This is a genomic window from Actinomadura sp. NPDC000929 (genome assembly GCF_040492065.1).
Lineage (GTDB): Bacteria > Actinomycetota > Actinomycetes > Streptosporangiales > Streptosporangiaceae > Spirillospora > Spirillospora verrucosospora.
On record NZ_JBEUPA010000012.1, the window covers coordinates 35,427 to 59,851 of the forward strand.

Here is a 24,425-nt window from a genome sequence, read left to right on the forward strand (position 1 = left end):
AACTTAACTTCAGGTTCTACGGTTCCCATACCAGTGATCAACCAATGGGGGGACACCGCACATGAAGACCGGAGAAGTCTCCGACGCCGAACTGGCCGCCCAGCCGGCCGCCTACTGGACCGGATTGGCCTACGAGGCCCTCATCGCGTTCACCCGAGCCCGGCAGGCCGAGTTCGGCTTCACGCAGCCGCAGTTCTGGCTGCTCCGCAACCTGTCGAAGAACGACCTCTCGCCCGACGGCCACGGCATGACCATCCCCGAACTGCGGGAGGCCATGAAGTCCTACCTGAGGCCGGAGGACGACCTGGAGGCCGAGTCGAAGGTCCTCCTGGAGCACGGCTGGTCGACCCGCGACGGCGACGGACGCCTGTGGATCACCGAGGCGGGAGAGAGGACCCGAACCGAGTGGAAGGAGCACGCCCCCGCGATCCGCGACCTCATCCACCGGGGCATAGACGACGCCGACTACGTCACCGCCCTGAAGGTGCTCCGGCAACTGATCCACAACACCAGCACCCCCGCGCCCGACCGCACAGGTCGGTGACGCGTCAGCCGGATGCCGCGTCCACGCCCGTCGGCGGCCCGGTCAGAACACGTGCGAGCAAGTCACGAAGGTGCCTCTGGTCGGAGCCGGGCAGCTCGAAGAAGTTCCGAGCCAGCGCGTGGGCCCTGGACCGCAACTGCCGGCGTTTGCTCTCCCCGGCTTCGGTGAGCACCACATGCTTGACACGACGGTCACCCGGCGCGGGCTGACGGGTCACCAAGCCGCGACGTTCCAGACCGTCGACTATGCCGGTGACGTTCGACGGCTCGCATGACAGCCAGTCGGCCAGCTGACGCATGGGGGGCTCATGACAGCTGAAGGAGTTGTGGCGATGAACGAGATCTTCGACAGCCCCACGCCCTGGGTCGCCGACCACATCCGCGCCTACCTGGAGACCGGCGGCGTCCAAGGACACCTCTACCAGGGCTGGCCGACGCTGCTGCTCACCACGCGAGGCCGCCGGTCCGGCAAACTGCGCCGCACCGCGCTGATCTACGGCCGGGACCAGGACCGTCACCTGCTGGTGGCCTCGAACGCCGGAGCCGCCCAGCCTCCCGCCTGGTACCTCAACCTCACCGCGCACCCGCAGGTGACCGTGCAGCTCGGAGCCGACACCTTCGTCGCACAGGCCCGCACCGCCACTCCGCAGGAGAAGCCACCGCTCTGGGCCCGGATGACCGCGGTCTTCCCCCTCTACGACACCTACCAGGCCACCTCCGAACGCGACATCCCGGTGGTGGTCCTGGACACCGTCTCGCCCTGACTGGCCGGCCAGAGGGCGTTCAGGGCCTCCCGGCGACCGCTCCGGTGTCCGGGTCGATGAGGACGCGGGGCGCCCTCGCGCCGGAGAAGTCGAACATCGAGTCCAACGCATTGGCGCGGGTGTCGAAGGAGGCGTCTCCGATACGGCCGGCGCCCCAGTTGTCCTCGATGAAGCGCAGGATCGACGCCTGCTCCGAAGGGCGGTGGTCGACGTGGTTCACCCTGGCGTACGGCGAGATCACGATCAGGGGCAGCCGCTGGCTCGGCCCGCACCGGTCCTGGTAGCCCCCGGCCGCCCCGGCCTTCTTGCAGGCCGGCCCGTCCTGCGCGGGGTCGGCCGAACCGTTCGTGATGCGCGGAGGGACGTGGTCGTACCAGCCGTCGGAGTCGTCGTAGGCGAGGATCACCGCCGTCGAGGCCCATTCGGGGGACTTCTCGATCGCGTTGACGGTGGACGCGACGAACCTCTGCTCGTCCAGAGGATCGGAGTAGCCGGCGTGGCCGTCCTGGTAGGCGGGGGCCTTGAGGAAGGAGACGGCCGGCATGCGGTGCGCGGCGAGGGCGGCATGGAAGTCGGCCAGGTCGTACTGGTGGTTGGCCTGGTCGGTGTGGCCGATCGCAGCCACCCCTGACGGAGGCAGGTGCTTCTCGTTGGCCGTCGACCTGTAGTACTGGAACGGCTCGTGGTGCGGGCTGTAGTCGACGACCCGGCTCTTGCCGATGTTGGCGTGCGCGGCGCCGCAGACCTTGTAGCCGTTCCTCGTGCCGGTCGGACGGAAACCGCCCTGGAACCAGCCCCACGTCACGTGCTTCGCGTTCAGGAGGTCGCCGATATTGCGGCCGGTCATGACGGTGAGGCCGCCGCCGGACGCGTGGCCGTCGCCGGAGCAGTCGTCGAACGCCGGATCAGGGTCGTTGATGACCGTGCCCACGCCGTCCCCGTCCGGGGACGAGACGACCGACGGATCCGAGACTTTCTCGTGCGTCTTCGGGTCGACCGCGTAACCGCCGTGCGTCTGCCCTGAGACGAGATTGAGGGCGCCGGGGGTGGACGGCCCGAACACCGAATCCCAGGAGTTGTCGCTCATCGCATAGTTCTGGGCGTAGTTCCACATGGCGGTGACCGTGTTGCCGTCGTAGTAGTCCATGACGAGGCCGGGCCCGCTGAAAAAGTGCGGCCGGCCGCCGCACTCACCGCGCTCGGTGAACTCGACGAACCTGTCCATGCGGCCGCCGTTGACCGCCTTCTGCTCGGCGGCGTAGCCGTGGTCCTGGTCGCAGGTGAGGGCCTGGGAAGGACCGAGCCGCCTCGGGTCGTACCGGTTGGGGTTCCTCGTCAGGAGGCGTCCGCTCAGCCCGTCGGCCTTCGGCGTGCCCGGCGCGGCGTGGAACGGCGTGCCGTCGGTGTTGGCGGCCTTCGGATACGTCCCGAAGTAGTGGTCGAAGGAGACGTTCTCCCCGTAGATCACGACGACGTGCTCGATCGGGCTGCGCGCCGCCGCACTGGTGCGCGGGGAAGGCGCGACTCCCTCGCCGCCGCAGCCAGAGCTCAGCGCCACCGCGCCGACCACGACCATGGACGCGGCCAGCACCGAGGGCCTGCGCATCTCTCCACCACCCAAGCGTCGGGACGACCGGCGATCCCGCCCGTCACGCGCCGACTGTGCGGGGCGGCGATCGATCCCTAGGGGCAATGCCCCGCCGATGACGTCCGCACCGTTCGCGACGCCTGGAAGTGCGAAGAAATGGCCTCCGCCGAACGGAGAGATGGAGTCCGAGCGTCCCAGCGGGCCGGGAAGGCTCCGAGACGCGCGGAAAGCCCGGAGCCGAAGGCCGGCTCCGGGACCGATCGGGCCGGGGTCAGCCGAAGCGGCCGGTGATGTAGTCCTCGGTGGCCTTCTGCTCCGGGTTCGCGAAGATCTTGCTGGTGTCGTCGATCTCGATGAGCTTGCCGGGCTTGCCCGTCCCCGCGATGTTGAAGAACGCGGTGCGGTCGCTGACCCGGGCCGCCTGCTGCATGTTGTGCGTGACGATCACGATCGTGTACTGCGTCTTCAGCTTCTCGATCAGGTCCTCGATCGCGAGGGTGGAGATCGGGTCGAGGGCCGAGCACGGCTCGTCCATCAGCAGCACCTGCGGCTGGACGGCGATCGCCCGCGCGATGCACAGCCGCTGCTGCTGCCCGCCCGACAGGCCGGCGCCGGGCTTGGCGAGCCGGTCCTTGACCTCGTTCCACAGGTTGGCCCCGCGCAGCGACTCCTCGACGACCTCGTCCAGCCGGCCCTTGCGGCGGACGCCGTTCAGCTTGAGCCCGGCCGCCACGTTGTCGTAGATCGACATGGTGGGGAACGGGTTGGGCCGCTGGAACACCATCCCGACGACGCGCCGCACCGCGACCGGGTCGACGGCCGAGTCGTAGAGGTCCTCCTCGTCCAGCATCACCTTGCCCTCGACGCGGGCGCCCGGGATGACCTCGTGCATCCGGTTCAGGGTGCGCAGGAACGTGGACTTGCCGCAGCCCGACGGCCCGATGAACGCCGTCACCGAGCGCGGCTCGATCGTCATCGAGATGTCCTCGATGGCGTGGACGCCGCCGTAGTAGGCGTGCAGCCCGGATACCTCGATCCGCTTGGCCATGGGGTCAGGGTTCCTTTCTCTGGGTCAGCGGGCTCCGCGCGTGCGCGGCGGTCGAACCAAGGGGGGATCAGCGCCCCGCGGGCGCCTTGCGCCGCGCGACGAGCCGGGCGACCAGGTTGAGCAGCATGATGATCCCGATCAGCACGAGCGCCCCCGTCCAGGCCCGGTCGATCGAGTTCTGGTTGGGGTCGGCGGCCTGCTCCCAGATGAAGGTGGGCAGCGAGGCCTGCGCGCCGTCGAACGGGTCGTTGTTGATCGCCTTGGTGAAGAAGATCGTGAGCAGCAGCGGCGCCGTCTCGCCCATCACGCGGGCGACGGCGAGCATCACGCCGGTGACGATGCCGGTCATCGCGGTCGGGAGGATGACGAAGCAGATCGTCCGCCAGCGCGGCACCCCGAGCGCGTAGGACGCCTCGCGCAGGTCGTTCGGGACGAGCTTGAGCATCTCCTCGGTCGCCCGCACCACCGTGGGGATCATCAGGATCGTCAGGGCGAGGGATCCGGCGAGTCCGGAGAAGTCGAAGCCGAACGTCAGCAGCCACAGCGCCAGCACGAACAGGCCCGCGACGATCGACGGGATGCCGGTCATCACGTCCACGGTGAAGCTGATGACCTTGCCGAGCCGCCCGTTGCCGGCGTACTCCACCAGGTAGATGGCGGTGAGCACGGCGATCGGCACGGCGATCAGGCTGGTGATCAGCACCTGCTCCAGCGTGCCGATGATCGCGTGGTAGGCGCCGCCGCCGGCGTCGCTGCCGCTGACGGCGTTCATCGAGAACTGGAAGAACGTCAGGTCGAGGCGCTTGGCGCCGTTCACGACCACGGTCCACAGGACCGACACCAGGGGGATGAGCGCCAGCGCGAACGCGAGGTAGACCAGGCCCTGGACGGCCCGGTCCTTGATCTTGCGCCCGGCGGACACCGGCCCCAGCCGGGCGCCGGGGGCGGGCTTGCTGGTGGAGACGGTGGTCACACGAACTCCTTCCGGCGCGCGACGACCGCGCGGGCGGCCATGTTCACGAGCAGGGTGATCACGAACAGCACCAGGCCGGAGGCGATGAGGGCGCCGCGCCCGGTGGTGGACGCCTCGGCGAAGCTGTTGGCGATGTTGGAGGCGAACGTGGCGCCGCCGTTCTCCAGCAGGTGGATGTTGATCCCGGGCACGAAGGTGAGGACCATCGCGACCGCGATCGTCTCGCCCATGGCGCGGCCGAGCCCGAGCATGGCGCCGCCGATCATGCCGGAGCGTCCGTAGGGCAGCACCGCCATCCGGATCGTCTCCCAGCGGGTGGCGCCGAGCGCGAGCGCGGCCTCCACGTTGGCCCGCGGCACCTGCAGGAACACCTCGCGCGAGATCGACGAGATGATCGGCAGGATCATGATCGCGAGCACCACGGAGGCGGTGAAGATCGAGTTCTTGCCGGGAGAGTCGCCCCCGAAGATCGGGATCCAGCCGAGGACGGAGTTCAGGAACGCGCTGATCCCCTCCATGTGCCGGGACAGGAAGACCAGGCCCCAGAGCCCGTAGACGATGCTCGGCACCGCCGCGAGCAGGTCCACGACGTACCCGAGCCCGGAGGCGAGCCGCCGCGGCGAGTAGAAGGAGATGAACAGCGCGATGCCGACCGCGACCGGCGTCGCGATGAGCATCGCCAGCAGCGACGACACGACCGTCCCGAACGCGAGCTGCGCGATGCCGAACCTCGGCGGCGCGGCGTTCGGGTTCCATTCCTCCGCGGTCAGGAAGTTCGCCTTGTTGTCCTGCAGCGCCGGAACGGCCTTCCACACGAGGAAGACCGCGATCGCGGCCATGATCAGCAGCACGATGATGCCCGAGCCGCGGGCCGCCGAGACGAAGATCTTGTCTCCGGCGCGCCCGGTGCTCATCCGCCTCGCGGCGGCAGGGCGGTCGACGCCGGCGGCCGCGCCGACGCCGGTCTCGCTCATCACGGGACGTCCTCCTTCGATCATGTCGCCGGAACCCGCGTCGGCCCCGCCGCCGATGTGCTCGGCGGCGGGGCTGCGGTTCCCGTCTTCTGCTGTCAGGACAGGGCCTTGACGGACGCCTGGACCTTGGTCAGCACGCTCTGGGGGAGCGGCGCGTAGCCCTTGTCGGTCAGGATCTTCTGGCCGTCCGCGCTGGAGGTGTAGGTGAGGAAGGACTTGACGAACTTGCCCTGCTCGGAGGGCAGCCCCTTCTCGCACGCGATCTCGTAGGTGACCAGGACGATCGGGTAGGCGCCCGGCTCCTTGGTCGCGTAGTCGATCTTCAGCGCGACGTCGTTGCCGGTGCCGGTGACCTGCGCGCCGGCGACGGCCTTGGAGGCGCTGTCGGGCGACAGCTCGGCGAACTCGCCCGCGCCGTTCTTGACGTGCGCGGTCTGCAGCTTGTTGTTCTCCGCGTACGACATCTCCACGTAGGAGATCGCGCCCGCGGTGCTCTTCACCTGGCTGGTGACGCCGTCGGACTTCGGCGCGCCCTGGCCGGTGGAGTTCGGCCACTTCTTGGCCTTCTCCCACGTCCAGGTCTTCGGCGCGGTGGTGTGCAGGTAGTTCGTGAAGTTCTCGGTGGTGCCGGACTCGTCCGACCGGTAGATCGGCTTGATCGGCTGCGACGGCAGCTTGGCGCCGTCGTTCTCCTTGGCGATCGCCGGATCGTTCCAGGTCTTGATCTTGCCGGAGAAGATGCTCGCGAGCGTCTCGGGCGAGACCTTCAGGCCGTCCACGCCCTGCACGTTGTACACGACCGCGATCGGGCCGACGACCATCGGCAGGTTCAGCGCGTTGCTCCCCTGGCAGCGCTTCTGCGCGGCGGCGGCCTCTTCGGGCTTGAGGGACGAGTCGGAGCCGGCGAAGGCCACCTGACCGCTCGTGAACGCCTGGATGCCCGCACCCGAGCCGCTCGGGTTGTAGTTCAGGTTGGCGCCCGCGCACTTGGACGAGTAGAGCTTCGTCCACTCCTCCATCGCGTTCTTCTGCGCGCTCGACCCGGCGGCGTTGACGCTGGCCTTCGCGCAGTCGATGTCGCCGGACGGCGCGGCGCTCGAACTCGCCGTCGTGTTGTTGTCGCTCCCGCAGGCGGAGAGGGCCAGCGCCCCCGCTACGACCACACCGCCCAGAGCAGCGAGTCGGGAACCGTTCTTCACCGGAGGGTCTCCTTGAGTTTCGTCGGGCGGGTCCCCCGAGCCGCCCCGGCCCATGTCGACCGGACGACGGGTTCGCCGTCGAGTGCGACGCTAGGCAGGCGAGGTGACCAGCCGCCCCGATCCAGGTGAACGGCAAATGAACGCAGACGAGCACAGTTGCGAAGAATGCCCCGATTTGCCGTGGACACCGGGTTAACATCGCAGCTCATCGCCCCAAAATCCCGGTCGAGACGCCTCCAGGGAGGGTTGGCCGACCGGCATCCGGGGAACCACGGATTTCCCGAGGTCGCGGGCGTTCACGAGGCGGGCCGGGCACCCCCGCGGAGCGCCCCGGGGAGCGGGCCTCATCCGGCGCCCGAACCGCTACGGGGTGGCGGGCGCCAGACGGTGACGGGCGCTACGCGGTGGCGGCGTACATGACGTCAACGGCGTGGCGGGTGAAGCCCAGTGACTCGTACAGGCGGACGGCCGCGGTGTTCGACTCGTCCACGTAAAGCATGATCTGGTCCATGCCGATGTCGCGCAGGTGGTGCAGGCCCCGCAGGGTGAGCGTGCGGCCGAGCCCGAGGCCCTGCGCGGACGGGTCGACGCCCACGACGTAGACCTCGCCGACGCCGCCCGGGTGCACCTTCGTCCAGTGGAAGCCGGCGAGCCGGCCGTCCCGCTCGGCGAGGAAGAAGCCGCCCGGGTCGAACCAGTCCTCGGCCTCGCGCTCGCGGACGTCGTCCATCGTCCAGGCGCCCTGCTCCGGGTGGTCGGCGAACGCGCGGGCGTTCACCTCCAGCCAGGCGCCCTCGTCCCGCCCCGGCTCGAAGGCGCGGATCGTCACGCCCCCGGCGACGCGCGCCTCCGGCAGCGGATCGGCCGCCGGGCGCCGCATCTGGAACAGCGCGCGGGCCCGCCCCATCCCCTCGGCGGACGCGAGCGCGGCGGCCGCCGGGAGATCACCGTGCGCCCACACCCGCAGCGGCCCTCCGGCCTCGTTCTTCAGGGCGCGCAGCAGCGCCCGCCCGTACCCCCGGCGCCGGTGCTCCGGATGGACGACCAGCTCGCCCGCCGCGGGTTCCTCCCCGGACGCCGGATCGAAGTGGGCGTAGGCGACGACGGTCCCGCCGTCGGTCACCGCGAGCCCGGACCGGCCGCCCCGCAGGGCCAGCAGAGCGTGCTCCGACAGCGGCCCCACCCCGTCGGCCTCGGTCGCGGCCCTGGCCGACTCCAGCGCCCCGGCCACCTCGTCGTCCCCCAGCGTCCCGCGCGCCCGCAGCTCACTCACGGTCCACACCCTATGCCGACGCCGCCGGCCGCCACACGGACGCCCGATCCGCCTCCCCCATGATCGACTCAGCTCCTGATCGATTCGTCATGAAAACGTCATCGGGCCGCCGGGAACCGTATGCCGAGCGAACCTAGCGTCCTCAGAATGATTCGACGACGGACCTTACTGGCCTGCGCCGCGGCGGGGGTGACGGTCGTGGGCGTGGCCGCGCAACCCGCCGCCGCGCGCCCCGCGCCCACCGCGTCCGTGCGGCTGCTCGCGCTGAACGACTTCCACGGCAACCTCGAACCCCCGTCCGGCAGCTCCGGGACGGCCATCGACGAGAACGGCGACGCCGTGCCCGCGGGCGGCGCCGCCTACGTCGCCGCCCACCTCAAGCGGCTGCGCGACCGCGACACCCTCACCGTCGCGCAGGGCGACCTGATCGGCGCCTCGCCCCTGATCTCGGCCGCCTACCACGACGAACCGTCCGTGCAGTTCCTCGGCGACGCCGGCGTCACCGCGTCGGCGGTCGGCAACCACGAGTTCGACGAGGGCTACCAGGAGCTGCTGCGCATCCAGAACGGCGGCTGCCACCCCGTCGACGGCTGCTCCCCGGCGGGACGGTGGCGCGGCGCGAAGTTCGACTACCTCGGCGCCAACGTCCTGCTGAAGAAGAACGACCGGCCCGCCGTCAAGCCCTGGACGATCCGCCGCGTCAACGGCGTCCGGATCGGCTTCATCGGCCTCGTCACCAAGACCACCCCGAGCATCGTCACGGCCGAGGGCATCAAGGACCTGAAGTTCCAGGACGAGGTGGACGCCGCGAACCGGGCCGCGCGCGAGCTGAAGCGCCGCCGCGTCCGCGCGATGGTCGTGCTCGTGCACGAGGGCGACCAGGTCAAGTCGGGCGAGCGGCCGGACGAGTGCGGCGTCGTGCCGGGCGCCGGGACGCGCATCGCGCAGCAGGCCGACCCGGAGATCGACATGGTGCTGTCGGGGCACACCCACCAGCAGTACCTCTGCTCGGTCCAGGACCCGGCGGGCAACCCGCGACTGTTCTCCTCCGGCTCGTCCTTCGGCCGCGTCATCACCGAGGTGAACCTCAGGGTGAACCGGCGGACCGGCGACATCGTGCGGTCCTCGGTCAGGGCCGACAACCACGTCGTCACGCGGGACGTCCCGCCGGACCCGGCGACGCAGACGTTCGTGCAGACCTGGAAGGACCGGGTCTCCACGATCGCCGACAAGCCCATCGGCAAGATCACCGCTGATCTGACCCGCGCCCCGTCCGCCGCGGGCGAGACCGCGCTCGGCGACGTCATCGCCGACGGCCAGCTCGCCGGGACCAGGGACCTCGGCGCCCAGGTCGCGCTGATGAACCCGGGCGGCGTGCGCACCGACCTCGTCTACAAGAAGAGCGGCTCGGAGAGTGAGGACGGGATCGTCACCTACGGCGAGGCGTTCGCCGTGCAGCCGTTCAGCAACGTGATGGGCGTGACGTCGCTGACCGGCGCGCAGATCGACGCCCTGCTGGAACAGCAGTGGACGTCGGCGGGCGAGAAGATCCTCCAGCCGTCGGCGAATCTGCACTTCGCCATCGACCGCGCCAAGCCCGTCGGCGACCGCGTCTCGGCGATCACCATCGACGGGACCCCGGTCGACCCCGCCGCCGTCTACAAGGTCGCGGCGAACAACTTCCTCCTGGGCGGCGGTGACGGCTTCTCCGTCTTCACCCAGGGCAAGGACCAGGTCCTCGGCCCCATCGACCTGGACGCGTTCGTCGCCTACTTCACCGCCCAGGGGACGGTCTCCCCGCCCGCGCTGAACCGCATCTCGGGCAAGTGAGCACCCTTCCGGGCCGGTGAGCACGGGCGCGGCCCGTGTGCCGGGACGCTCAGGGCGTCCGGGCGCACGGGCCGCGCGCATGCCGGTCCGGCGTTCGACCAGGGGCGAGGGCCCCGGGATCACGCGCCGAAGAAGTGGACGACGTAGTAGACGATCGCCGCGACCGCCGCGGCGGCGGGCATCGTCAGCACCCACGCGACGAGGATGTTGCCGGCGACGCCCCAGCGGACCGCGGAGAGCCGCTTGGTGGCGCCCGACCCCATGATCGCCGAGGTGATCGTGTGGGTGGTGGAGATTGGAGCGTGCCAGATGAAGGCGGTCGCGTACAGGACGACCGAGGCGGTCGCTTCGGCGGCGAACCCCTTCGGCGGATCGACCTCGATCACCTTGCGGCCCAGCGTGCGCATGATGCGCCAGCCGCCCGCGTAGGTCCCGGCCGACAGCGCGCCCGCACACGCGATGATCACCCACCAGGGCACGGACTTGCCGTCCGAGTGCCCGGTCGTGACCAGCGCGAGGACGATGATGCCCATCGTCTTCTGGGCGTCCTGCAGCCCGTGGCCGAGCGCGAGGGACGCCGCGGACATCGTCTGCGCGATGCGGAACCGGCGGCCGACCCTGCTCGGGTTGGACCGCCGGAAGATCCACAGGATCGCGACCATGACCAGGTAGGCGAGACAGAACCCGACCACCGGGGACAGCACCATCGGCACCGCGACCTTGTCGATGACGCTGGACCAGTTGACCTCCGACAGCGAGGCCAGCCCGGCGCCGACGACCCCGCCGATCAGCGCGTGCGAGGACGACGACGGCAGCCCGAAGTACCAGGTGATCAGGTTCCAGGTGATCGCGCCCAGTACCCCCGCTGCGACGACGGTGAGGCCGTGCAGGCCGGTCGGCGGCGTGATCACCTCGCTGATCGTCTTGGCGACGCCGACGCCGAGCAGGGCACCGATCATGTTCATCGCGGCCGCCATGCCGAGCGCCACCCGCGGGGTGAGCGCCCGGGTCGAGACCGCCGTGGCGATCGCGTTGGCCGCGTCGTGGAACCCGTTGGTGTAGTCGAACACCAGGGCCACCACGACGACGAGGATCAGCACCGCCGTCTGCGCGCCCGAGCGAAGGCCCAGCGCGCCCGCGATCATGACGACCAGCACGCCCGCCAGCAGGAGCAGCCAGGCGCGTCCGGATACCCGGCGGGTCGCCTGCTCCCCCAGCGTCTCGGCGTTGGCCGGGGACTCTCGGGTGAGGGTGGCGCCGGGGTCCTCGGCAGCGCTCATGATTCCTTGACCGCGATGGTCTCGACCGTGTTCGCCACATGCTCGAAGGCGTCGGCGGCGTCCTCCAGCCGGTCGATGATCTGCTTGAGCTTCAGCACGGTCAGGGTGTCGTACTCACCGCTGAACAGCTGGGCCAGCAGCTTGCGGTAGACCTGGTCGCCCTGGTTCTCCAGCCGGTTGATCTCGATCCAGTACTCGTTGAGCTCCTTCATCGACCGCAGCCGGGGCATGGCCTCGGCGGTCAGTTCGGCGGCGCGCTCCAGAACCTCGACCATGTGGACGATGCCCTTCGGGAACTCGTCGATCTTGTAGAGGACGACGAGGTCCGCGGCCTCCTCCATCTCGTCCATGACGTCGTCGATCGTGGAGGCCAGCCGGTAGATGTCCTCACGGTCGAAGGGCGTGATGAACGTTTCGTTCAACCGTCGCATGATCGCATGGGTGTTTTCGTCGCCTGCGTGTTCGCAGGCGCGCATCTTCTCCGCGATCGCCGCCCGGTCGGCGCCGTCGCTGATGAGTTCCACGAGCAGCCTGGCGCCGGTGACCAGGTTGTTCGCCGAGTCGGCGAACATGTCGTAGAAGCTGTCCTCACGCGGCGTGAGACGCAAGCGCACGTCGTTCTCCTGATGTGCCGGAACAGTCCGCTGAGGATCGTAGGCGCAACCAGCCGTAAAAAGAACCTTTGCCCCGGCTTCGGCTGCTGTCCGCCATCCTCTCACCTACAAGACTGCCCTAGATCAGGAGGTACATACCCCGCGAGAAGGGCCCTATCTGGAGGAACGTTCGCCGTTTCGGGCCCTGCGGGCGCTCCGAGCGCGCCGACGGCGGTGACCGCGAGTGAGATTCGTTACAGTGCCGCGACCTGGGCGGCGAGCTTCGGCGGGCTGAAATGACGAACCGGGGACGCCCCGAAACGGCGTCCCCGGTTACGGTGCTCAATCTCGTGGCGTCAGCTCACGTCGACCGGCGTCGCCGGACCGCACTCCCAGTACCACGTCGATCTCGGCCACGGTCAGCGGCCGCTCCGCCGCCGCCACCGCACCGAGCATCTCGGCATAGAGTTCGATCTCGTCGAGCGCGACGCGGTCGTGGACGCGCAGATCGAGGTTCTGGCGCACCGCGTCCACCTCCGTTCGTTCCCCACACCCGTCGTCGAGGCTACGCGTCTCGCCGCGGCGGGCACATGACCCAAGAGGGCCATTCGAGGGCCACCTCGGCCCCGTCCGTCCGGGGGAGGTCCGCACGCGCCGCCGGACGGCCGCACGCACCGGTTTCGGGAGCCGCACCCCGGACTGGCTAGCCTTCCCAGGTGATGCCCGTCTGATGCCCGTCTGATGCGCATGACCCATGCCCCATGGGACGAACGGGCGGTCACCGCTCCTACTGGAAGCCCTGCCCCGGCCCCTGGTGGAAGCCGCCGAGCATCTGCTCCAGCGGCGATTCGGGCAGGTCGCGGACCGTCAGCCGGGCCACGGTCGCGGCGTTGACGTCGGCCCCGGCGAGCCGCGCCGCCTGCCGCGCCACCGTCTGCTCGAACAGCGCGCGGACCGTCCGGGCGTAGGCGAACTGCGGGTCGTCCCGCAGGCGCGAGAAACGGTTGAGCAGCTCGACGCGCAGTTCCTCGTCCAGCATGTAGAGGTCGCGTTCGGCGTAGCTCTGGAAGAGCTGGACCATGTCGCGGTCGCCCATCCCGGTGAACTCCAGCGTCCGCCCGAACTCGGCGCGGAAGGCGGGGTTCCCCGCGAGGAAGCCCTCCATCTCCGCCGCCGGGCTGGAGCAGACCACCATGAACCTGGCCCTGCCCTGGCCCTCCGCGCCGCGCTTCATGTGCCGCAGCAGCTCCGCCACCACGGCCGGGGAGCGGTCGAGCAGGTACGCCTCCTGGATGAGCAGCACGCCGCCGAGCGCCTGCTCGACCATGCCCGCGACCCGGTTCTCGGTGTCGACCCGGTCGCGTCCCGCCAGGTGGACGGGGCGGCAGGCGACCACGTGCCCGGAGTTCAGCAGCCCGAGCGCCGCGTAGATGCCGCCGACGAGTCCGGCGACGGTCGTCTTGCCGGTGCCGGGCGGCCCGGTGAAGACCAGGTGCCGCGCGTCGCCGCCGGACATCCCGTACCGGGCCCGGTCGGCCGCGAGCCCCGCCTCCTCGGCCAGCTCCGCCACGGCGGCCTTGACGTCCTCCAGGCCGGTGAGCTGGTCGAGCCGGTGCAGGTAGCCGTCGATGTCGCCGGGCGGGCGCAGCGCCGGCTCGATCCCCTCGGCGACGCCCGCGAGGTCGTCGGGGGTCAGCACGAGCCGGTCGTGGGACGCCCCGGCGCGCTCCATGTTCCGCTGGGCCGCCTGGTCCAGGTACGCCTCGACCAGCCGCGCGTTGACCAGGTCGCCGGGCCCGCGCAGCCGCTCCAGGTCGGCGCGGACCGTCTCCAGGGCCGCCGCGCCGATCGTGACGCGCCGCTCCTCCGCCAGCAGGTGCAGCAGCGTCATCCGGTTGTCGAGGTCGCCGAAGTCGGGCAGCCGGTGGACGCGGAACGACTGCACGAGCTTCGGGTGGTCCTGCAGCAGCCGCTTGTAGGCGCGCGGTTCACAGGTCGCGATCACCGGCGTGGTGTTCACCGGGTCGCGGCGGGCGCGGCGCACCGCGCCGACGAGCGCGGCCGGGTCGGACGCGCCGGCGACCGCCACGTCCAGCCGCTCGAAGAGGATCACCGGGCCCGGCCGCCCGAGCAGCCGCCCGAGCTCCTCCGGCGGCGCGTTCCGGACGTCCTCGGCGTCGTGCGCGCGGATCGACCCGTCGCCGAGGCCCGCGTTGGCCAGCGTCAGCGCGATCATCCGGGCGAGCCGCCGCTGCCCCGAGTGCGGGGCGCCGACCAGCAGCACGCCGGGCACGCCGGACCTGATCGAGCTGGGCGCGCCGTCCACGCGGGTCTGCTCGACGTCCTCGTCCGCCGCGGCCTTCCACTGCTCGGCCCGCGCCTTCAGGTCGCCGAGGAGCGCGGCCGCGTCGTGCTCGCCGTACACGAAGCCGAACCCGAACCGCTCCAGGACGCGGCGGGTGCTGCGGTCGCTCGGCGGCGGGATCTCGTGGACGGGCTGGTCCGGCGACGGCGTGTCGTCCAGGAAGTCGAAGCCGCCGACCATCGTGCCGGACATGACCTTCGTCCCCGGCCCGCCCCCGGGAACCGGCGCACCCGGGCCGGGCGGCACGGGGCCGGGCGGCACGGGGCCGGGCGGGGCGTCCTCGAGGTCGCCCGGGCCGAGGATGCGCGTCCCCGGAGGCTGCCCCGGCTGGCTCTGCGGATTCGGCGGGCCCTGCGGATTCGGCGGGCCCTGCGGATTCGGCGGGCCCTGCTGGTGCTGCTGCGGGGGGCCGCCCTGGCCCTCCATGCGGGTCGCGTACGGGTCGAACGCCTGCGGCTCGGGGACGGGAGGCGCGGGGTTCGGCACGCCCGGCGGGACGTTCGGCTGCGCGCCCGGCTGGGGCGGCGGGGCGGAGCCCGCCGGCTGGTACCCCAGCACCGTGTACGGGGGCACGAAGTTCTCGTCCTGCTGCTCCTCCTCCGGAGGAGAGAAGCCGCCGAGCTCCGGCGGGGGCACCGGCGCACGGCCCGGCTGGACCGGCTCCGGCGCGGCGGGCTGAGCCGGCGGCGAGGGCGGAGGCGCGGGCTGGCTCTGCATCGGCGCCGGAGGCGCCGGACTCTGCATGGGCGCGGGCGGCGCCGGGCTCTGCATCGGCGCCGGAGGCGCCTGGTGCTGCGCGGGCGCGGGCGGCGCCGCCCCGGGGCGCTGGAACCCCAGCTCGGTGTACGGCGGCGCGACGCTGCCCTCGTCCTTGTCCTCCTCGGCGGGCGAGTGGCCGCCCATCACCGGGTCCGGGGACGCGAACCCCGGGGCGGGCGGGGAGGCGAACGCCGCCTGCTGGCCGGGCGCGGGCGGCTGGGCGTGCCCGGCGGCCGGGCCGGGGGCGTTCTCCCAGCCGGGCTGCGCGGGCGGCTGGACGAACGGGCGGTCGGGCTCGGACGGCGCGAAGTTCGCCCCGGACGCCTCCTGCGGCGACGCGCCAGGGGCGAGGCCGGGCTGGCCCGGCATGTTGAACGGCGCGGGCTGCGGCGGCGCCGGGTTGGGCGGCGGCGTGGCCGTCGGCGCGGCGGCCGTGGCACGGGCCCGGTTGCGTCCGATGATCCCGGCGACGACCGCGGTCGGGACGGGGAAGCCGCGCGGACGGGCGGGCATGCCGCCGAGCCGGCACCACGCCAGGTCGACCTCGTACATGGCGGCGAGCAGCGACTCGGCTCCCGGCCCCGACCCGGCGGCCGACCGCAGCGGCTCCGGGAGCCGCATGTCCTGCGGCCACAGCCGGCGCAGCGGATGCCCCTTCTGCTGCGACACCGCCTGGACGGTGTAGCGGATCTCCGGGTCCAGCCAGGGCACGATCGTGCCGACCATGTCCTTGCGGACGACGTCCAGATCGGCGGCGAGCAGGGCGGCGGCCACGAGCCGGGGCTCGATGTAGGCCGGTTCGGCGGGATCGCCCGACAGCTCGGCTATCAGCTCGCTGAGCGTGTAGAAGGCGTGGCGGAAGTTGTCCCCCGGCGAGCTCTCGTTCCTCAGCGCGGGCACGAGGTTCGGCGGGCACCGCGTCAGCCACTGCTGGACGATCGCCTGGTCGCCGTAGGGCAGCGCCCCGTAGTCGACGGTCGGGTTGGACAGGGTGGCGCCGAGGATGGCGAGCAGCGCGTCCGCCCTCACCTGGAACCGGACGTCGTCGCGGAGCGCGCTGGCGACGGCCCACATCGTCCGCAGGACGACCACCGCGGCGTCCACCCGGCTGGCGCGCAGCCGCTCGGCGTAGAGCGCGACCAGCGACTCCAGGGCGGGCGGGGTGAGCCAGCGCGGGCCGTCCACGTCGGGGAGGGGCCTGGCGCGGTAGGGCTTCCACAGGTCGAGCATCTGGGCGTCCAGCCGCGAGTCGAACGCGGGCGCGGCGGAGCACCAGAGCATCACGCCCCAGGCGACGGCGACGGTGGACGGCGTCTCGCTCGTGAACTCCCGCCACCAGTGCGGGTAGTCGGGCGCCGCCAGCGTGGCGGCGGACTCGACGGTCGAGCGGACCCGCGAGGTCAACTCGGTGGCGAACCCGTGCGCGACGAAGGGCAGCCCGGACGGCGGGTCGTAGGAGAAGTCGGGCCCGGCGGGGATGACGTGCGGCGGCAGCGCCGGGACCTGGCCGGCCCCCTGCTGCGCGGGCCGCGCGGCCGTGCGGACGGAGGGGATGCGCGGCGGCGGGCACAGGTACCACTGGCCGTCGGCCGGGTGCAGCCGGTACCAGCGGGCCCACGCGCCGAACAGCCACCACGTCCCGTCCGGCAGGACGAGCATGCGGCCGGCGATGGCGTGATGGCGCTGCTGCGGAGGCGCCGACGGCCACCACGCGGCGGCCACCATCGCCCTCGTGTCGCGCTCTGCCACCGTGAACGGATCGTGCCCCGCCGGGGGGCTGGGCGGCGGAGCACTGCCATAGCCCGGTCCCCACACCACGATGGTCATCGTAGTCAGCAGAATCCGGCCGAGGCTCCCCCCAGCACCCCTTTCTCCGCGTTATCGCAGGTCAAAGGATTATCAGAGGCAGGGAAACAGCCGTGCCGGGTAAGGCCGCGGCACTTTGGCGCCGACCCCGTCACGCGTTTCGGACCGCGCCGCGCCGTTCTCGCGGGCCGCGCCGCCGCCTCGCGCCGCCGCCTCGGACCGCGCCGTTCAGTCCCACTGGGCGGTGCGGTGCCGCTCGGCCTTCTGCACGTAGACCTCGGGCGTGTACCGCAGCACGGCGCGGTCGTCGTCGGTCAACTCCCGGACGATCTTGCCGGGGGTGCCCGCGACGAGGACCCCGGACGGGATCTTCTTGCCGGGCGGGACGAGCGCGCCGGCCGCGATGAGCGTCCCGGATCCGATGCGGGCGCCGTTGAGCACGATGGCGCCGATGCCGATGAGCGAACCGGTCTCGACGTGGGCGCCGTGCACCATCGCCTTGTGGCCGAGGCTGACCCGGTCCTCCAGGACCGCCGGCATGCCGGGATCGGAGTGCAGGCAGCTGAGATCCTGGATGTTGCACTCCTCGCCGACGACGATCTCCTCGTCGTCGCCGCGCAGCACCGAGCCGTACCAGACGCTGGACGCGCGCCCCAGCGTCACCCGTCCGACCACGACCGCGCCGGGGGCGACCCACGCCGTGGGGTCGATCTCCGGCCGGTCCTCGCCCAGCGCTCCCAGGTAGCTCATGGCGCCGATGGTAGCCGCCCCCGGTGAAGCGATTTCTCCATAGATTGGATAGTTTGTCGCACACGCCCGTGTGACGAAACGACAGCGAGAAGTGCGTTCCGGTTGCGCGAATGGGGTGGACCGGACAAGAGTCGTCCTGACGTTTCCCACCGTGGGCCGCTCACCGGCGGGTGAGGATCGCAACTCAACCGACCCTGACGGGGCGCCGACCCCCGCCAACGACCCCCAAGGCATCATGAGCAACGAAGCCGAAATCCTGCCGAACCTCCTCCAAGAAGAGTCCTTCGAGATCGTCATGCGCGGCTACAACCGCCGCCAGGTCGACGACTACATCGCCCGCGCCCAGCAGAAGCACCGTGAACTAGAGGCGCGGCTCGCCCGCGCGCAGGACGAGGTCGAGCGGATCCGCCGCGAGATGGCCGAGGTCCGGGAGGCCCGCAAGCCGACCGGCGACGACCTGAGCGACCGGCTCCGGCAGATCATCAACCTCGCCGAGGACGAGGCCCGGGAAAAGCTGGCCGAGGCCGAGGCCAAGGGCGGCGAGATCCGCAAGGACGCCGAGCACGAGTCCAAGCGGATCATCGACGAGGCCCGCGCGCACGCCGAACGGAACCTCGCCCAGGCGCAGGAGAAGGCCGACCACGTGCTCGACTCCGCCAAGAAGGAGTCCGACAGCGTCCTGTCGTCCGCCAAGCAGGAGGCCGAACAGACGGTGACCAGCGCCCGGCTGGAGGCCGAGCGCACCCTCACCGCGTCCGAGCGCCGCGCCAGCGTGATCAACGAGGGCGCGACCCAGCGGCTCACCGCGCTCACCAAGAACCACACCCAGGCCCTCCAGCGCCTCACCGAGATCAGCGACACGCTGCACCGGCTGCTGACCGCCGAGAACGAGGCCGGCCCGCTGGAGAAGATGGTCGAGGACGCCGTCCGGCAGAGCCCCGCGCCCCGCGCCCAGGCCAAGCAGGCCCCGCCGCAGCCCGCGCCCACGACGGGAGCCAAGCCCCCGCAGGCTCCCGCCAAGCCCGCGGCCGCCAAGCCCGCCCCGGCCAAGCCCGCCCCCGCCGCTCCGGCACCGGCGAGCCCCGCCCAGGCGAGCCCGGCACCGGCCGGTCCGGCGCCGTCGGCCCCGGCTCAGACGACCCCGGCGCAGCCGGCGGCGCCGCAGGCGAGCCCGCCGCAGACCGCGCCGCCGGTCAAGAAGCCCGAGCCGTCCCCGGCCGCCGACGCCCCGAAGCCGCCGGCCCCGCCGCAGGCCAAGCCCGCCCGCCCGGCCGACGACTCCGGCGGTCCCGCGACCACCCCCATCCCCCCGCAGCAGCGCGGCCCCATCGAGTTGTAGGGCGAGACCGAGTCGCGGAGCGAGCAGCGCGACGACGCACGCCGCCGGGCGGTGCGCCGGGCCCTGAGCAGGCCTGGTGCACCGCCCTTCGCGTTCTCGGGGATCCGGCGTCCTCTATAGGATCTTCGACGTGAGCAAACGGACCCATCCACGCGGAACCGCCCGCCCGGTCAGGCTTCTCGGCGACCCGGTCCTGCGCACCGAGTGCGACCCGGTCCGGACGTTCGACGCGTCCCTGGAACGCCTCGTCGACGACATGTTCGTCACCATGTACGAGGAGGACGGCGCCGGCCTCGCCGGCAACCAGATCGGCGTCGGCCTGCAGATCTTCGTCTACGACGTCGAGGACGACCGGGGCCGCCGCCACGTCGGCCACGTCGTCAACCCGAGGCTGGTGGCCGCCGACGGCGAGCTGGTGGTCGAGTCGGAGGGCTGCCTGTCGGTCCCCGGCCTGCGCTTCGACACCCCCCGCCACCACCACGCCGTCGTCGAGGGCGTGGACGTGAAGGGCAGGCCCGTCCGCGTCGAGGGGACCGGCTACTTCGCCCGCTGCCTCCAGCACGAGTGCGGGCACCTGGCGGGCGCGGTCTACATCGACGTGCTGTCCGGGGACGCCCGGCGCAAGGCGATGCGGGCGATCCGCGCCCTCCGCGAGTAGGCGCCCGTCCGGCGCGGACGCTCGACCTTTACCCTGCCCGCGTTCAGGGGACGTTCAGGTTGAGATGGCAACCTCTCGATGATGTGGAGGGGGACTGTGCCAGTGGTCGAACGTACGGCGAACGGCGGCAGGGCGGCTGAGGCGACGCTGCTCGTCGTCGAGGACGAGCCCAACATCCTGGAGCTCCTCGCCGGCAGCCTGCGCTTCACCGGATTCGACGTGATCACCGCCACCAACGGCGCGGACGCGGTCCAGTCGGCGCGCCGGCACCGGCCCGACCTGATCGTGCTGGACGTGATGCTGCCCGACATCGACGGGTTCGACGTCGCGCGGCGGCTGCGGTCCGGCGGGAACCACACCCCCGTGCTGTTCCTGACCGCGCGGGACGCCGTCCAGGACCGGATCAAGGGACTGACGATCGGCGGCGACGACTACGTCACCAAGCCGTTCAGCCTGGAGGAGGTCATCGCCCGCATCCGGGCGGTGCTGCGCCGGTTCCGCGGCGGCGTGACCGAGCCGCCGCCGCGCATGGTCTTCGCCGACGTCGAACTGGACGAGGACAGCCACGAGGTGTGGCGGGGCGGCCGGCCCGTCCAGCTGTCGCCGACCGAGTTCAAGCTGCTGCGCTACTTCATGGCGAACGCGGGCCGGGTCGTGTCCAAGGCGCAGATCCTCGACCACGTGTGGAACTACGACTTCCGCGGCGACGCGGGCATCGTCGAGTCGTACGTCTCCGCGCTGCGCCGCAAGGTCGACAACACCGAGCCCCGGCTGATCCACACGCTGCGCGGCGTCGGCTACGTGCTGCGCGAGCCGTCGAGAACGGGCTGATGGCCACGCGGGTCCCTCCGGCGGCCGCCCCTCCCCCGGCGCGGGGCGCCGGCGCGGCCCCGGCGGGGGGCCTCGCGCGGCTGTGGTCCCGCACGTCGCTGCGCGTCAAGCTGATCGCCGGGATGCTCGTCCTGGTCACGCTCGGCATGACGGTGATGAGCGCGGCGGGCGCGTCCGTGCTGCGGCAGTACCTCGTCGGACGGGCCGACGACCAGCTGCGCGGTTCGGTCGGGCGGGCGATCGACCAGGTCGTCCCGCAGCTGGAGAGCGGGCAGACGCGGATCACGGTGCGGATCCCGAGCGAGATGTACGGGCAGGTCCGCACCACCGACGGCCGCTCGCTCGGGCAGAACGAGGCGTGGAGCGAGGCCGGCCATCCGCGCCTGCCGGCCGACCTGAACAGGCACGTCGACCAGCCGTTCACCGTGACCGGGACCGGCGGGTCGACGTGGCGGATCCTGGCCGAGCCGATCCCCGGCGGCGCGGTGATCGTGCTCGCGTTCAGCCTGGAGGAGATCGACCGGACCGTGCAGCGGCTGGTGGTGATCGACGCGATCGTCGGGCTGGCCGTGCTGGCCGTGCTGACGGTGGTCGGCGTCGGCGTCGTCCGGGCCAGCCTGCGCCCGCTGTCGGCGGTGGAGGAGACGGCGGGCGCGATCGCGGCGGGCGACCTGTCCCGGCGCGTCCCGGAGGCGGACCCGGGGACGGAGATGGGCCGGCTCGGACGGTCGCTGAACACGATGCTCGGGCAGATCGAGGCGGCGTTCGGGGCGCGCGCGGAGTCGGAGGCGGCGGCGCGGCGGTCGGAGGAGACGGCCCTGCGCTCGGAGGAGACGGCGCGGCTCTCGGAGGAGCGGATGCGGCGGTTCGTCGCGGACGCCAGCCACGAGCTGCGCACCCCGCTGACCGCGATCCGCGGATTCGCCGAGTTCTACCGGCAGGGCGCGGCCCGCTCCCCCGAGGAGCTGGACCGGCTGATCGGCCGGATCGAGGAGACCGCGTCCCGGATGGGCCTGCTCGTGGAGGACCTGCTGCTGCTCGCCCGGCTGGACCGCCAGCGCCCGATCGAGCGGCGCCCGGTGGACCTGCTCGCCGTCGCCGCGGACTCTGTCCAGGAGGCGAGAGTCCTGGCACCCGAGCGCACGATCGACCTCACCGTCGAGGGAGGGCTGGCCTACCAGGTGCTGGGGGACGAACCGCGGCTGCGGCAAGTCCTCGGCAACCTGCTCGCCAACGCGGTCACGCACACGCCGGAGGGCACGCCGGTCGAGGTGCGGCTGTCGCCGGGCACTCTGCGGGGCGAGCCGGCCGCGGTCGTCGCGGTCGCCGACCAGGGGCCCGGGCTGGCTCCCGACCAGGTGGAACGGGTCTTCGAGCGCTTCTACCGCTCCGACGAGGGCCGCTCGCGCGACGACGGCGGCGCGGGTCTCGGCCTCGCCATCGTCGCCGCGCTCGTCGCCGCCCACGAGGGCGTCGTCCGGGCCGACTCCACTCCCGGCGAGGGCGCGACGTTCTCGGTCGTCCTGCCTCTGGCGGACGGCTAGGGGCGACGGCCGGGGGACGCCGCCGCCCCGTTCAGGAAACGTTCAGGATCGTGGGTTCCAATGGACCCACAGGGCGCGCCCCGGTCTCGACGGGGAGCGGGAGGCCGCGCCCTGGCCAGCTTCGCGACGGTCGGCACGGCGGCCGAAGGGACCACCCTTCCGGCCGCCTTTTTCATGACATGTAGGCGTTCAGCACACTTTCAGGTTGGCTCCAGGCGGCCTGCAGACCCGGGACGCACTCTTCATGGTGAGAGAGCGACAGGGGGATCCGATGAACGCCGACCGGCCGCAGCAGCAGCCCTGGGAGCCCAGCAGACCCGGGGAGTCCAGCACACCCGGGTTCGAGCCATACCCGCCGTGGGCGGGCGACGCCCCGCCGCAGCAGCAAGCGGCGGCGCCGTCTCGTCCGGGCGTGTTCGGCATGGGGGTGCTGAGCACGACGCGGCACAAGCTCGCCGCGGCGGGCGCCGCGATGGCGCTGGCCCTGGGGGCGGGCGGCGCCGGCGCGGGAGTGGTGCTCGCGCTGACGCACGAGAGCACCGTCTACGCGAGCCCGACGGCCGTCTCGGGCGTCTCGTCCAAGAGCACGACCGCGCAGGTCGCGGCCGCCGTTCAGCCGAGCGTGGTGTCGATCCAGGCGCGGACGGCGTCGGGCGTCGAGGGCGGCTCGGGCGTGGTCCTGCGTTCCGACGGGGTGATCCTCACCAACGCGCACGTGGTGTCGGGCGCCCAGCAGGTCGCGGTGAAGTTCAGCGACGGCAGGACCGCCTCGGCGCGGGTCCTCGGCGCGAACACGGCGGAGGACGTCGCCGTGGTCAAGGCGCAGGGGGTGTCGGGCCTGAAGCCCGCCACGCTCGGCACCGGCGGCCGCGTCTCGGTGGGCGACGCGGTCCTCGCCGTGGGCAGCCCGCTCGGGCTGGACGGCTCGGTGACGTCCGGCATCGTCAGCGCCCTGGGCCGCGACATCCAGGAGGGCGGCGACCAGCAGCAGCTTCCGCCGGGGCTCCAGGGACGGCTGTCGCAGCAGCAGCAGACCGTGATCAAGAACGCGATCCAGACCGACGCCGCCATCAACCCCGGCAACTCCGGCGGCGCGCTGGTGAACGCCGCGGGCCAGGTGATCGGCGTCAACACCGCCATCGCCACGTCCGGGAGCAGCGAGGGGAACATCGGGGTCGGCTTCGCCATCCCCGTCGACTCCGCCAAGAAGGCCGCCGACGCGATCATCGCCGGCGCATCGGTCTGACCCGGGGCGCCGTCCGGCCAGGGCTCTGGGGGGAGCGGGCGGCGGACGGCGACCCGGGCCGGTAGGTCCTCCCGCCGGGTCTGGGCGGGAGGACCGAGCAAGGGAGAGCGGCCGCGTGACCTGCCTGTGGGTCGCGCGGCCGCTCACATCCGTCTCCGGCCCGCCCGGGCCCGCGGTCAGCCCTGTTCCGGCGCCGCGCTCCGCACCTCGACGGCCGGGCGGCGCTTCAGCTTCGCTAGCATGCGGCGGGTCGTGAGCAGGTAGTAGTCGCGCGGCAGCGTGCGGACGCGCAGCGGGAGCCGCGGGTACACGAGCGCGATCACGCCGACCAGGAGGCGGAAGCGGCGCTCCCGCGCCGCGTTCCAGGTCCATCCGTACTGCTCGCGGATCGGCGCGGGCATCAGCCCCGCGGTGAGCAGCCGGATCGCCGCGAGCCCGGGCGCGTGCAGCGGCCCGCCCGGCAGCCGCGGGTTCAGCACCTGCTCGGCGATGGCCCGCGACGCGTCGGTGATCTCCAGGCCGCGCAGCATCCCCGCGTAGTACTCGCGGAAGCGCGGGTACGTCTCCGGCATCCGCTCCTCCGGGCAGCCGAGGATCGTCGCGTAGACCTTGGTCTGCCGGTAGAACTCCTCCAGCTCCGCGTCGGTGAACGTCCGCCGGAAGACCAGCTGGTAGAACTGCACCGCCACCGCGAACAGCGTGGCCGCGACCCACACCTGCAGCTCCGGGTCGTTCGCCTCGTAGTCCGGGCCCGTGACGGCCGCGTGTCCTTTGGTGACCAGGGCGCTGAAGGTCTCGGCCTCCTCCTTCGTCCCGAACTGCACCGCGTAGAGCCACCCCATCGTGTTCCGCAGCCGGCGCAGCGGGTCGTCCGCCGTGTAGCTGTGGTCGTAGACGCCCTGCGCGACCTTGGGGTGCGCGGTCTGGAGGAGCGACGCGGCCCCGCCCGCGGCGATCAGCACGCCCTCCCGCGTGATGACGCGGATGAGGTCGTCGTCCCGGAAGAGCCCTGGTTCGTCGGCATGGTCATCGGCGAGAACGGTCATGGCGCCCAGTGTAAGT

General features: G+C 72.0%; 21 protein-coding genes. 8 read left to right on the forward strand and 13 right to left on the reverse strand.

Translation table 11 applies throughout. From position 1 onward, the window contains the following. The first annotated feature begins 61 nt into the window (after positions 1 to 61). Positions 62 to 544: a winged helix DNA-binding protein gene (locus ABWI04_RS07075; RefSeq protein WP_353831814.1), complete on the forward strand. Its 483-nt coding sequence runs from the start codon at positions 62 to 64 to the stop codon at positions 542 to 544. 4 nt (positions 545 to 548) lie between these two features. Here the strand turns inward: ABWI04_RS07075 and ABWI04_RS07080 are convergent, their stop codons facing one another. Next, the gene (locus ABWI04_RS07080) at positions 549 to 842 is read right to left on the reverse strand and encodes a MarR family winged helix-turn-helix transcriptional regulator (RefSeq protein WP_353831815.1); all 294 of its coding nucleotides are present in this window, start codon (positions 840 to 842) and stop codon (positions 549 to 551) included. A gap of 33 nt (positions 843 to 875) precedes the next feature. On the opposite strand from ABWI04_RS07080, the gene ABWI04_RS07085 reads away from it, so the two are divergent. Further along, complete coding sequence (locus ABWI04_RS07085) at positions 876 to 1,307, forward strand: nitroreductase family deazaflavin-dependent oxidoreductase (protein WP_353831816.1); 432 nt, start codon at positions 876 to 878, stop codon at positions 1,305 to 1,307. Between the two features lie 19 nt (positions 1,308 to 1,326). Here ABWI04_RS07085 and ABWI04_RS07090 read toward each other — a convergent pair whose 3' ends face one another. From ABWI04_RS07090 to mshD, 6 genes are all read right to left on the reverse strand, one after another. Next, complete coding sequence (locus tag ABWI04_RS07090) at positions 1,327 to 2,913, reverse strand: phospholipase C (protein ID WP_353831817.1); 1,587 nt, start codon at positions 2,911 to 2,913, stop codon at positions 1,327 to 1,329. A 253-nt stretch (positions 2,914 to 3,166) separates the two neighbouring features. Further along, entirely contained in the window at positions 3,167 to 3,943 is a 777-nt protein-coding gene (pstB, locus tag ABWI04_RS07095; RefSeq protein WP_185031461.1) for a phosphate ABC transporter ATP-binding protein PstB, read from the reverse strand. 67 nt (positions 3,944 to 4,010) lie between these two features. Then, positions 4,011 to 4,916, reverse strand: coding sequence for a phosphate ABC transporter permease PstA (gene pstA / locus ABWI04_RS07100; protein ID WP_353831818.1), 906 nt, complete (start codon positions 4,914 to 4,916; stop codon positions 4,011 to 4,013). Beyond that, positions 4,913 to 5,890 (reverse strand): phosphate ABC transporter permease subunit PstC, encoded by a 978-nt coding sequence (gene pstC / locus ABWI04_RS07105; protein ID WP_378191007.1) that lies wholly within the window; start codon positions 5,888 to 5,890, stop codon positions 4,913 to 4,915. Before pstC ends, pstA begins: the two co-directional genes overlap by 4 nt. Positions 5,891 to 5,985: 95 nt before the next feature. Next, a complete protein-coding gene (gene pstS / locus ABWI04_RS07110; protein ID WP_345172765.1) occupies positions 5,986 to 7,089 on the reverse strand; it encodes a phosphate ABC transporter substrate-binding protein PstS in 1,104 nt (367 codons plus the stop codon). 397 nt (positions 7,090 to 7,486) lie between these two features. Next, positions 7,487 to 8,353, reverse strand: coding sequence for a mycothiol synthase (gene mshD, locus ABWI04_RS07115; RefSeq protein WP_353831854.1), 867 nt, complete (start codon positions 8,351 to 8,353; stop codon positions 7,487 to 7,489). Positions 8,354 to 8,509: 156 nt separating this feature from the next. Between mshD and ABWI04_RS07120 the strand changes: the two genes are divergently transcribed. Beyond that, on the forward strand, positions 8,510 to 10,192 hold the full coding sequence (locus tag ABWI04_RS07120; RefSeq protein ID WP_353831819.1) for a bifunctional metallophosphatase/5'-nucleotidase: 1,683 nt from the start codon (positions 8,510 to 8,512) through the stop codon (positions 10,190 to 10,192). Positions 10,193 to 10,311: 119 nt separating this feature from the next. Here the strand turns inward: ABWI04_RS07120 and ABWI04_RS07125 are convergent, their stop codons facing one another. The 5 genes from ABWI04_RS07125 to ABWI04_RS07145 form a co-directional block, all read right to left on the reverse strand. Further along, complete coding sequence (locus ABWI04_RS07125) at positions 10,312 to 11,337, reverse strand: inorganic phosphate transporter (RefSeq protein ID WP_378191145.1); 1,026 nt, start codon at positions 11,335 to 11,337, stop codon at positions 10,312 to 10,314. A 131-nt stretch (positions 11,338 to 11,468) separates the two neighbouring features. After that, positions 11,469 to 12,086 (reverse strand): DUF47 domain-containing protein, encoded by a 618-nt coding sequence (locus tag ABWI04_RS07130; RefSeq protein ID WP_179844413.1) that lies wholly within the window; start codon positions 12,084 to 12,086, stop codon positions 11,469 to 11,471. 321 nt (positions 12,087 to 12,407) lie between these two features. Next, positions 12,408 to 12,599, reverse strand: a complete 192-nt coding sequence (locus ABWI04_RS07135) for a hypothetical protein (protein WP_345172759.1) — start codon at positions 12,597 to 12,599, stop codon at positions 12,408 to 12,410. 253 nt (positions 12,600 to 12,852) lie between these two features. Continuing rightward, positions 12,853 to 16,938, reverse strand: a complete 4,086-nt coding sequence (locus ABWI04_RS07140) for an AAA family ATPase (RefSeq protein ID WP_353831820.1) — start codon at positions 16,936 to 16,938, stop codon at positions 12,853 to 12,855. A 285-nt stretch (positions 16,939 to 17,223) separates the two neighbouring features. Beyond that, positions 17,224 to 17,745: a gamma carbonic anhydrase family protein gene (locus ABWI04_RS07145; RefSeq protein WP_345172755.1), complete on the reverse strand. Its 522-nt coding sequence runs from the start codon at positions 17,743 to 17,745 to the stop codon at positions 17,224 to 17,226. Positions 17,746 to 17,980: 235 nt separating this feature from the next. Between ABWI04_RS07145 and ABWI04_RS07150 the strand changes: the two genes are divergently transcribed. The 5 genes from ABWI04_RS07150 (at position 17,981) to ABWI04_RS07170 (ending at position 23,363) form a co-directional block, all read left to right on the forward strand. Then, entirely contained in the window at positions 17,981 to 19,084 is a 1,104-nt protein-coding gene (locus tag ABWI04_RS07150) for a DivIVA domain-containing protein (RefSeq protein WP_353831821.1), read from the forward strand. Between the two features lie 130 nt (positions 19,085 to 19,214). After that, the gene (def, locus tag ABWI04_RS07155; RefSeq protein ID WP_345172751.1) at positions 19,215 to 19,742 is read left to right on the forward strand and encodes a peptide deformylase; all 528 of its coding nucleotides are present in this window, start codon (positions 19,215 to 19,217) and stop codon (positions 19,740 to 19,742) included. A 102-nt stretch (positions 19,743 to 19,844) separates the two neighbouring features. Next, positions 19,845 to 20,573 (forward strand): response regulator transcription factor, encoded by a 729-nt coding sequence (locus ABWI04_RS07160; protein WP_353831822.1) that lies wholly within the window; start codon positions 19,845 to 19,847, stop codon positions 20,571 to 20,573. Next, positions 20,573 to 22,117 (forward strand): sensor histidine kinase, encoded by a 1,545-nt coding sequence (locus tag ABWI04_RS07165; RefSeq protein ID WP_353831823.1) that lies wholly within the window; start codon positions 20,573 to 20,575, stop codon positions 22,115 to 22,117. Before ABWI04_RS07160 ends, ABWI04_RS07165 begins: the two co-directional genes overlap by 1 nt. Before the next feature lie 271 nt (positions 22,118 to 22,388). Beyond that, complete coding sequence (locus ABWI04_RS07170; RefSeq protein WP_353831824.1) at positions 22,389 to 23,363, forward strand: S1C family serine protease; 975 nt, start codon at positions 22,389 to 22,391, stop codon at positions 23,361 to 23,363. A gap of 176 nt (positions 23,364 to 23,539) precedes the next feature. Here the strand turns inward: ABWI04_RS07170 and ABWI04_RS07175 are convergent, their stop codons facing one another. Then, positions 23,540 to 24,409 (reverse strand): oxygenase MpaB family protein, encoded by an 870-nt coding sequence (locus ABWI04_RS07175; RefSeq protein ID WP_353831825.1) that lies wholly within the window; start codon positions 24,407 to 24,409, stop codon positions 23,540 to 23,542. Positions 24,410 to 24,425 lie beyond the last annotated feature (16 nt).

Bases quoted from the DNA above. Each gene is read 5' to 3' on its own strand.
- ABWI04_RS07075 (WP_353831814.1), top strand. From the start codon at position 62: ATGAAGACCGGAGAAGTCTCCGACGCCGAACTGGCCGCCCAGCCGGCC.
- ABWI04_RS07080 (WP_353831815.1), bottom strand. From the start codon at position 842: ATGCGTCAGCTGGCCGACTGGCTGTCATGCGAGCCGTCGAACGTCACC.
- ABWI04_RS07085 (WP_353831816.1), top strand. From the start codon at position 876: ATGAACGAGATCTTCGACAGCCCCACGCCCTGGGTCGCCGACCACATC.
- ABWI04_RS07090 (WP_353831817.1), bottom strand. From the start codon at position 2,913: ATGCGCAGGCCCTCGGTGCTGGCCGCGTCCATGGTCGTGGTCGGCGCG.
- pstB (WP_185031461.1), bottom strand. From the start codon at position 3,943: ATGGCCAAGCGGATCGAGGTATCCGGGCTGCACGCCTACTACGGCGGC.
- pstC (WP_378191007.1), bottom strand. From the start codon at position 5,890: ATGAGCGAGACCGGCGTCGGCGCGGCCGCCGGCGTCGACCGCCCTGCC.
- ABWI04_RS07120 (WP_353831819.1), top strand. From the start codon at position 8,510: ATGATTCGACGACGGACCTTACTGGCCTGCGCCGCGGCGGGGGTGACG.
- ABWI04_RS07125 (WP_378191145.1), bottom strand. From the start codon at position 11,337: ATGATCGCGGGCGCGCTGGGCCTTCGCTCGGGCGCGCAGACGGCGGTG.
- ABWI04_RS07145 (WP_345172755.1), bottom strand. From the start codon at position 17,745: ATGAGCTACCTGGGAGCGCTGGGCGAGGACCGGCCGGAGATCGACCCC.
- ABWI04_RS07150 (WP_353831821.1), top strand. From the start codon at position 17,981: ATGAGCAACGAAGCCGAAATCCTGCCGAACCTCCTCCAAGAAGAGTCC.
- ABWI04_RS07165 (WP_353831823.1), top strand. From the start codon at position 20,573: ATGGCCACGCGGGTCCCTCCGGCGGCCGCCCCTCCCCCGGCGCGGGGC.
- ABWI04_RS07170 (WP_353831824.1), top strand. From the start codon at position 22,389: ATGAACGCCGACCGGCCGCAGCAGCAGCCCTGGGAGCCCAGCAGACCC.
- ABWI04_RS07175 (WP_353831825.1), bottom strand. From the start codon at position 24,409: ATGACCGTTCTCGCCGATGACCATGCCGACGAACCAGGGCTCTTCCGG.